Source organism: Xanthomonas sp. A1809 (genome assembly GCF_017746015.1).
GTDB lineage: Bacteria > Pseudomonadota > Gammaproteobacteria > Xanthomonadales > Xanthomonadaceae > Xanthomonas > Xanthomonas euvesicatoria.
In genome coordinates, this window is sequence record NZ_JAGHWZ010000018.1 from 188116 (window position 1) to 195313 (window position 7198).

The following is a 7198-nucleotide window of genomic DNA, read 5'->3' on the forward strand; positions in this document are numbered from 1 at the left end:
GTGAACCTGGAACCGTTATTTGGACCTCGTTATCTCGTTGCGAAACACTCAGCGCGTCATCGACGGACCAGCCTGGCTGACGGCTTGCTGGGACTGCTCCAGCGCCTGCTGCTGTTCGCGCGCCTGAGCCTGAGTCTGGTTGATTGCCTGCAGGCGATCGAACGACTGGGTCTCTGGTGTCTGCACGGCGTCCACCGTCGGCATGTGCGCGCGCTGGTGTGCCGGGTCGTTGAGGGCACCCTGGACGACGAAGACCTTCTCGCCGCCCGCCAGCTGAGCCGTCGGGTTGTTGAGCACGACATGGTCCACCCGCGACAACCCTTCCTCTTTTGCCAGCGCAAGCAGGTTGGCTGTCATGCGCTCGCTCGATGCATCCCACTGCCTGCCATGCTGGGCATCGAGCTTTTGCACCCCATCCCTGATCTGTTGGTAAAGCGAGTGATCTGCATGGCCGGGGTCTGACGGAAGAAGCTGAGCTGATGAACCTGGCAGCTGCGGATCGCGCTCCCGGAGCTCCTGTTCTAATTCGCGTGCAGTGATGGGCGAGACGTGCAGGTGCGTATTCTTGCTGTGCTGGAACAGGCCGGGCGTCGGCGGCTGCGTGCTGCTGTCGACGTAAGGCATGGGGCGGGTGTTGCTGCCCAGGTCGATACCGTTGCGCTCCAGTATTTCTTCCTTCAATCCCAAGCGCTGCATGTCCAGGATCATCGGCTGCTCCGGCTCGCCGGGCTTTGACTTGTTGTAGTGTCGCTCGTAGATGGCGGCTGTGCCGACCACCCACGGACCGTAATGGTTGACGTAGTCGGACTGGCCCGCATGACCGATACGGGTGTCCTTGACCGATTTGTCGAAGTAATTCACTCCCATTGCCTCGACATTACCCGCCGTGGGCGACAACGTCAGGTCGCTATTGAACGTCAGGTTTGCCTTGGGCGTATAGACGCTTGGATAACCGCTGCGCGTGACGAAATCTCTGGCCCGACCATCCGCAAATAGGTACACATCTTCAAGCGTAGGATTAGGGTTACGACTCTTGACCGCGCTCACGATAGCGTTCCATCCGGCTATTTCGGCCGTTGCTTCGTCCGCACGGTTACTGGCCAGCACCTTCTCGCCAGCAGCAGTGTAATCGTGCGTGCTACGGGCAATTTTTATTGCCTCTGTTTTGAACTGTTCCCGCGCAAGCGCAGCAGTGGGGCTGTAAAGGCTATGCTGAATTTCATGTCCCAAGACGAAAGTCAAATCGCCTGCTGCTGCATGCTTGCCGTTGGCATCATTCACCAGCGCTGCAAGCGGCAGGTGAATTTCCTGATCGCGTGGATCATAGGTGCCTCCCGCATGCGGATCGTTTAACGGCGCGAAGCCTTTCAGCACCTTTTTCTGCACCGCCTCGTTGATCTGGCGGGTCAACTCGGGCGAATCATTCAGGACCCGGTTGAAGTTGTCCAGATGCTCACGTGTGACACCTGGTTGCTGACCAAATGACGCCACCACGGCACTTGCTTCTTGGCTCAACATGTCCGCTCCTTGGACTAGCGAATTTGAACCCACTCGACGCACTGATGAGTGGTGCGCGCTAAAGGTTCGTCAGCCTCTCCACGCGGAAAGAGCTCTACGCGCATGCCTGGGCGTTGAAAGATATCGCTCATCCATCGTCCATCCTCGACAAGATTGCGCTGCCGCGAGAAACCCATTTTTTCGAGGTGCGCCGCAAATGCCTCAAAGTCGATCTGGCAGATATCCGACATAGACGGAGACGCTTCTGGCGGATTCGGCAGGAACAGGAACTCGAACCATGCACCCTTTACTTCGGTTTTGTTGACACCAAACCCGTAGTTCCAGTCCTGGGTCAGCACTCCGCCGGCACCGAACCGCCCGGAACCATCACCGCGATGCTGTACCGACTGGCCCATTGCTCTAGACACATGGTCGGCAGTGAACGATTCAATACTGGTGCTTGTGCGAATCAGCTCCAGTACCCGCTCCAATGCGTCCTGCGCGGTACGTGGTCCACCTTTGGAAGGATCTGCAGGTACGTGATCGGTTGAGGAACGCATGGCAGATGTCTCCGTGACGGTTGCCGGGGCTGGGGTGGCCGCCGTGTGGGCGCATGCGCCCAGAGCGAGGGTGGCGAGCACGGCGTAGAGGGGGCGCGCGATCATGAAGCGTCCGTTGTGCGCTGGTGTGGCTGCGACGCTAGTGGCATCCGGCACCGAGGTCAATCGCAAGGGGTCTGGCAGCCGCAGCATCATCGCCGCACGCTGCGCGCCTTGGCCGGCACCTCCACCGGCGGCAATACCTCCATCAACAGCTGCCCTTCGCTCGCGGTGATGCGCAGCTTGGTGCCGATGGCAAAGCCATTTGTTCCAGCCATAGGCCGCTGAGGCGGACGTGTGGCACGTGCTGGTCGCCGCCGTGGTCGTGGGCGCCGGGTTAGTGGGTGTAGCTGACGGTCCATTGGCGCGGGCGGCGGCGCGGCGGGGTGCGCCCAGCGTGCCGGGGCCTTGCGGGGAGACGTCCGGGTCGGGCGGCAGCATCGGTGGCAGGGGCGATGCCGCCTGGGCAGGGGCGTTATCTGCTGGTCTGCGAGAAGTTCTGAGCCCCGCGCGTCATTCGCCACTGGATCCACGCGATCGCGGCGACGAAGAAGACGCTGCATAGGTAACTGCCTTCCGGCCCTTCCGCGCCACCGGTCAGGGTGTCGAGGCCTTGCGGGCGCAGCGCCACCAGCAGCGCCGGCAAGTGCACATCGATGCCGGTGACGGGCAGTTCGAAGCCGGTCGCGAGCAACCAGTTCCACCCCGCGTGCCAGCCCATCACGCCCCAGATATTGCCGGTCCGCAGCGCCCAGGCGCAGGCGAACAGCGAGAACAGGAACTTGCCGAGCATGACCCGGGGCGGCTGGTGCGGACTGAAATGCAGGAAGCAGAAAACAAGCGACACCAGCAGCACTGCCACCGCGACATTGGTCTTGCGCGCCACCACCGACAGCATCCAGCCGCGGAAGATGACTTCCTCCACGCTCGCCTGGAACACGAAACTCAATAGCAGCAGACCGATGTGCAGCAGACTGATGGGCGACCGCCAGGCCTGCCCCAAGCCCGCCGCCTGCATGCCGCCAGCCATCCAGATCGCGACTGCGACCAGCGCGATCGTGCCGAATCCAACGGCCAGTCCGCGCAGGAAGGTCTTCAGCGGCGCCGGACCGGTCAGCCCGATACTCGCAAGCGAGCGCCCTTCGACGAAGCGTACCCAGGCGAGCACGGCCGCCAGCGTCGGCGCGAAGCCGATCCACAGCAGCGCATACAAGCCAGCGAGGCCGATCGGATCGCCGCGCGGCGTCGACCAATGCTGCGACTGCATCCACCCGTCCAGCGCGATCACCGGTACCGCGTTGAACAGGATCATCAGGATCGGCGTCAGCCAGGCCCAGGGCAGCCAGCCGCGGGCCGGATCGGGCGAATACAGGGCAACGGGGGGCATGGGGGCTCTAGCTCGACGTGATCGCCGCTGCAAGTTGCCATCCGCGCGGGGGCGTGGCAACCCGTTTGCGACCAAGCCACAGAAGCGGCCGATGAATCACCCGGATCGCCGACAAAATGGCGCTGAGTCGTCGCCCGTGGTGTCCGCTTTGGGTGGCGGTTTCATATGTTCGATGAAACACAGACAGCTACCCAAGCAGCAGCAGTGTTGCGGACGAAGCGAAGGACAAGGCTTCAGTACACCGACAAATAGCGGTTCCAGATAACGGTTCCAGGTTCACTTCTTCAGCAAGTTCCGGCTCCAGGCCGCATCGCCGGATGGTTCGATTGAAACAAGGTTTCGTAGAACGCCGTAGCCGGCCCCGCGGCCCTTGCGCACACCGGCGATGGACGCACTGTTTCTTTTAGGTGCGGATGACGAAAGAAGTGCACCTGGAACCGTTATTTATAAACGCATTTGCGCGCTTGTTCGTAAGCTGTGGTAGGAATGACCACATCGAATTGCTTAGTGGTTGGGATAAGCGTAGCGGGCTCCGAAGAGCGCAGCAGGAAGGCATCGCCGCCTCCCTCTCGACGGAACCAACCGACGTGCATCCCGGGAAGGCCGGTCCCCGCCTTACGGAAGGGAAAGCGCATAGCGCTAGCGTCTGCTGCTTCGTCCCAACGCAAGGCGCCCAATGGCACAACGACACTATCCGTCCCGGCCCGCAGCATGAGGGCATTCCCACTGATGCTCACGCGTGCGCTCCTAGCTTGCCAGACCAAGAAACCGGCTATCGCTACATTGGCCAAGACAACGATCACAAGAGCCCCCTTCTTCAGCGGTGTCGGGGCCTTGCCAGCAAAGTAGAGAAACGCAACGAAAGCCAGAGCGAACACGAATGGGCCAAAAATACTTAAGTATGTTTTCCCATTGGCCAAGTGCAGCGGGATGTCACAGTTCATAGCTGACTTCCTATTTAAGCTGTAATGGTACGCATGCCGTATTGGTACACGGCATCCACTATTGTCTCGAATGACGATTCCTCGAAGCCAATCAATCCAACCTGCTGCATGGCGCGAAGATAAACGCCTAGCTGGCGCCCGAAGTCGTCAACAATCGCTTGCGCCTGTGGACTCAATGGTATGACCGTCCCTTGGATTAACGAATGTAGATCCATTCAACGCAGTGGTGCTCCACCCGCTCCTGCGGTGCATCAGCCTCACCTCGTGGAAACACCTCCACGCGCATGCCTGGGCGGCTGAAGAAATCACTCATCCATCGCCCGTCTTCCACCATGTTGCGTTGACGTACAAACCCGATGTTTTCCAGCTTCTTGGTAAACGTATCGAAATCGATCCCGCAGATCTCCGTCATGGATGGGGAAGCACCCGCTTGCGCTGGAATAAAAGTGAACTCGAACCAGCGCCCTGCAGTAGGCGTCTGGTCCATGCCAAAGCTGTAACCCCACTCACTGGTAAGCGGAGCACTGGCGCCGTAACGCTTGGGATCAGCTGCCGCACGCGTCACCGGGACCCCCATTTTGGACTGCAGGTAGTCAGGTGTCAGATCGTCCAGTCCGTCAATAGCTTGAATCAATGCAAGCATGCGGGTGAGCGCATCCTCTGCCGTTCGTATCGGCCCACTGGGCTCACTGCCAGCGGGAGTGACTGCGGATTCGGATGAGGAACGCATGGCCGATGTCTCCGTGACGGTTGCCGGGGCTGGGGTGGCCGCCGTGTGGGCGCATGCGCCCAGGGCGAAGGCGGCGAGCAAGGCGTAGAGGGGGCGCGCGATCATGAAGCGTCCGTTGTGCGCTGGTGTGGCTGCGACGCTAGTGGCATCGGGCGCTGAGGTCAATCGCAAGGCTTCTGGCAGTGATCGACGTGACACTTGGTAACTCCAGGCTCATTGCCGAAATCATTCAAAACTTTCAAAGCATCAGGACTGAGTGACATGTCCGCTCCTTGGACTTAACGGATGTAGACCCATTCGACGCATTTGTGCGCTACCAACGCTTGCGGTCCCGCAGCCTCACCTCGCGGAAAGACCTCTACTCGCATTCCTGGGCGCGTAAAGAAATCACTCATCCAGCGCCCGTCTTCGACGATGTTGCGCTCACGCGCAAATCCCATCTGCTCAAGCTGCTGGGTAAAGCGATCAAAGTCTAGGCGACAAATTTCGGTCATCGCAGGCGATGCACCGGCCACATTGCGATCGAAGCGGAATTCGAACCATCTGCCATCAAGCTTGGTTTCATCGACTCCAAATCCATAACTCCAATCCCTAGTGAGCGGGCCGAAGGCCCGATATCGGCGTTCGTCGCCTTTCACGAACTGAACCACCTGCCCCATCGTGGAATTCAGACGCTCGGGAGTGAAGTCGGAGATGTTCTGGCTGCCCTTGATCAACACAAGCAGCTGACCAAGCAAGCCTTCCGCAATGGGCTTGTTGGGCGGCACAGTGGTAGGACTGGATGAATTCATGGCGGATGTCTCCGTGACGGTTGCCGGAGCTGCGCCGCCCGCCGCGTGGGCGCAAGCTCCCAGAGCCAGGGTGGCGAGCAAGGCGTAGAGAGGGCGCGCGATCATGAAGCGTCCGTAGTGCGCTGATGTCGCTGCGACGCTAGTGGCATGCGGCACTGAGGTCAATCGCAGGTCTCTGTCACCCGCACCATCATCGCCGCACGCTGTGCGCCCCTGGCCGGCGCCTCCGCCGGCGGTAACACCTCCATCAACAACTGCCCCGCGCTGGCGGTGATGCGCAGCTTGGTGCCGATGGCGAAGCCTAGTTGTTCCAGCCATAGGCCGCTGAGGCGGACGTGGGGCACGTGCTGGTCGCCGGCGTGGTCGTGGGCGCCGGGGTAATGGGTGTAGCTGACGGTGCATTGGCGCGGGCGGCGGGCGCGGCGGGGTGCGCGTAGCGTGCCGGGGCCTTGCGGCGAGGCGTCCGGGTCGGGCGGCAGCATCGGTGGCAGCTTGGTGCGGTCGGGTTCCACAACAACCCACTGCACCCGCTTGGGCGGCGTGGGGCGTGTACGCGTGCGGGTGGGCCGTGCGCTGGCAGATGCCGTGGGTGGGCGGCGGCGTGTCATGGCGCCTCCGGGTGATGGCGGGTGATGGTTGCAGCGAGGTACTGCTGCAATGGCACAGCCCTGCGTGCCGACAGGCGGCGCGAGGTGTACGGCAATACACCGAGCTGGCGACTCAGCGGATGCGAAGTATGGTCACTCGCCTGCTCAATACCTGTGCTTGCGTCGAGCCTGCGCAGCACATCGCCCGCATTCCACCGCAGGCGGTGAACGGAAGCTGGCAACAGATCAGCCGGCACAGATGCCGGCACGGATGGTGCGGTAGACATGGCAACGCCCTCCTGGAACAACCCAAGAACCGCCGCCAACGGCGACGGGATGTCGGGAGGTTCGAAACCGCACGTAGCCGGCGGGCATATTCCCCTTGCGGGTGTTGTATTAGCCGCCCTCCCGACGCAGGCATTGCGTCGGCTTGTACCTGCAGGATGCAGGCACAAAAAACCCACCGGTTTGACGGAGGTGGGTACCGCTACGTGAGGAGTTTCGACGCTCCTTGGGCCTAGATTGCAAGTACGCGGTCTGGCGTGTCAATACACGCTGGCGGGTCTCGCGCGGCTCTGTCCGTCGCTGGCGCAGTTCCATAAGAGCCACGCAAGCCGAACGCCGTCGCCTGATAAGTGCACCTGTCGACTCCCCGTAAACTTG

General features: G+C 61.4%; 8 protein-coding genes and 1 pseudogene. All 9 read right to left on the bottom strand.

Annotated elements, in window-relative coordinates:
- Positions 1-48 precede the first annotated feature (48 nt).
- The 9 genes and pseudogenes from J7396_RS20570 to J7396_RS22660 all read right to left on the bottom strand — a co-directional run bounded on the left by J7396_RS20570 (position 49) and on the right by J7396_RS22660 (position 6822).
- A complete protein-coding gene (locus tag J7396_RS20570; protein ID WP_209262019.1) occupies positions 49-1518 on the bottom strand; it encodes an XVIPCD domain-containing protein in 1470 nt (489 codons plus the stop codon).
- Positions 1519-1532: 14 nt separating this feature from the next.
- A complete protein-coding gene (locus J7396_RS22655; RefSeq protein WP_136733206.1) occupies positions 1533-2162 on the bottom strand; it encodes a hypothetical protein in 630 nt (209 codons plus the stop codon).
- Between the two features lie 86 nt (positions 2163-2248).
- Positions 2249-2537: pseudogene (locus J7396_RS20580) on the bottom strand (SymE family type I addiction module toxin).
- A 34-nt stretch (positions 2538-2571) separates the two neighbouring features.
- Positions 2572-3483 carry a type II CAAX endopeptidase family protein gene (locus J7396_RS20585; protein WP_136733700.1) on the bottom strand — a complete coding sequence of 304 codons (912 nt, stop codon included), beginning with the start codon at positions 3481-3483 and terminating at the stop codon, positions 2572-2574.
- Positions 3484-3923: 440 nt separating this feature from the next.
- Positions 3924-4427 carry a hypothetical protein gene (locus tag J7396_RS20590; RefSeq protein ID WP_029819334.1) on the bottom strand — a complete coding sequence of 168 codons (504 nt, stop codon included), beginning with the start codon at positions 4425-4427 and terminating at the stop codon, positions 3924-3926.
- 196 nt (positions 4428-4623) lie between these two features.
- Positions 4624-5262 (bottom strand): hypothetical protein, encoded by a 639-nt coding sequence (locus J7396_RS20595; RefSeq protein ID WP_209262020.1) that lies wholly within the window; start codon positions 5260-5262, stop codon positions 4624-4626.
- A 173-nt stretch (positions 5263-5435) separates the two neighbouring features.
- A complete protein-coding gene (locus J7396_RS20600) occupies positions 5436-6053 on the bottom strand; it encodes a hypothetical protein (protein ID WP_014090097.1) in 618 nt (205 codons plus the stop codon).
- 56 nt (positions 6054-6109) lie between these two features.
- The gene (locus J7396_RS20605) at positions 6110-6556 is read right to left on the bottom strand and encodes a SymE family type I addiction module toxin (protein ID WP_209262021.1); all 447 of its coding nucleotides are present in this window, start codon (positions 6554-6556) and stop codon (positions 6110-6112) included.
- The gene (locus tag J7396_RS22660; protein WP_244669769.1) at positions 6553-6822 is read right to left on the bottom strand and encodes a hypothetical protein; all 270 of its coding nucleotides are present in this window, start codon (positions 6820-6822) and stop codon (positions 6553-6555) included. Before J7396_RS22660 ends, J7396_RS20605 begins: the two co-directional genes overlap by 4 nt.
- Between the last annotated feature and the right edge of the window lie 376 nt (positions 6823-7198).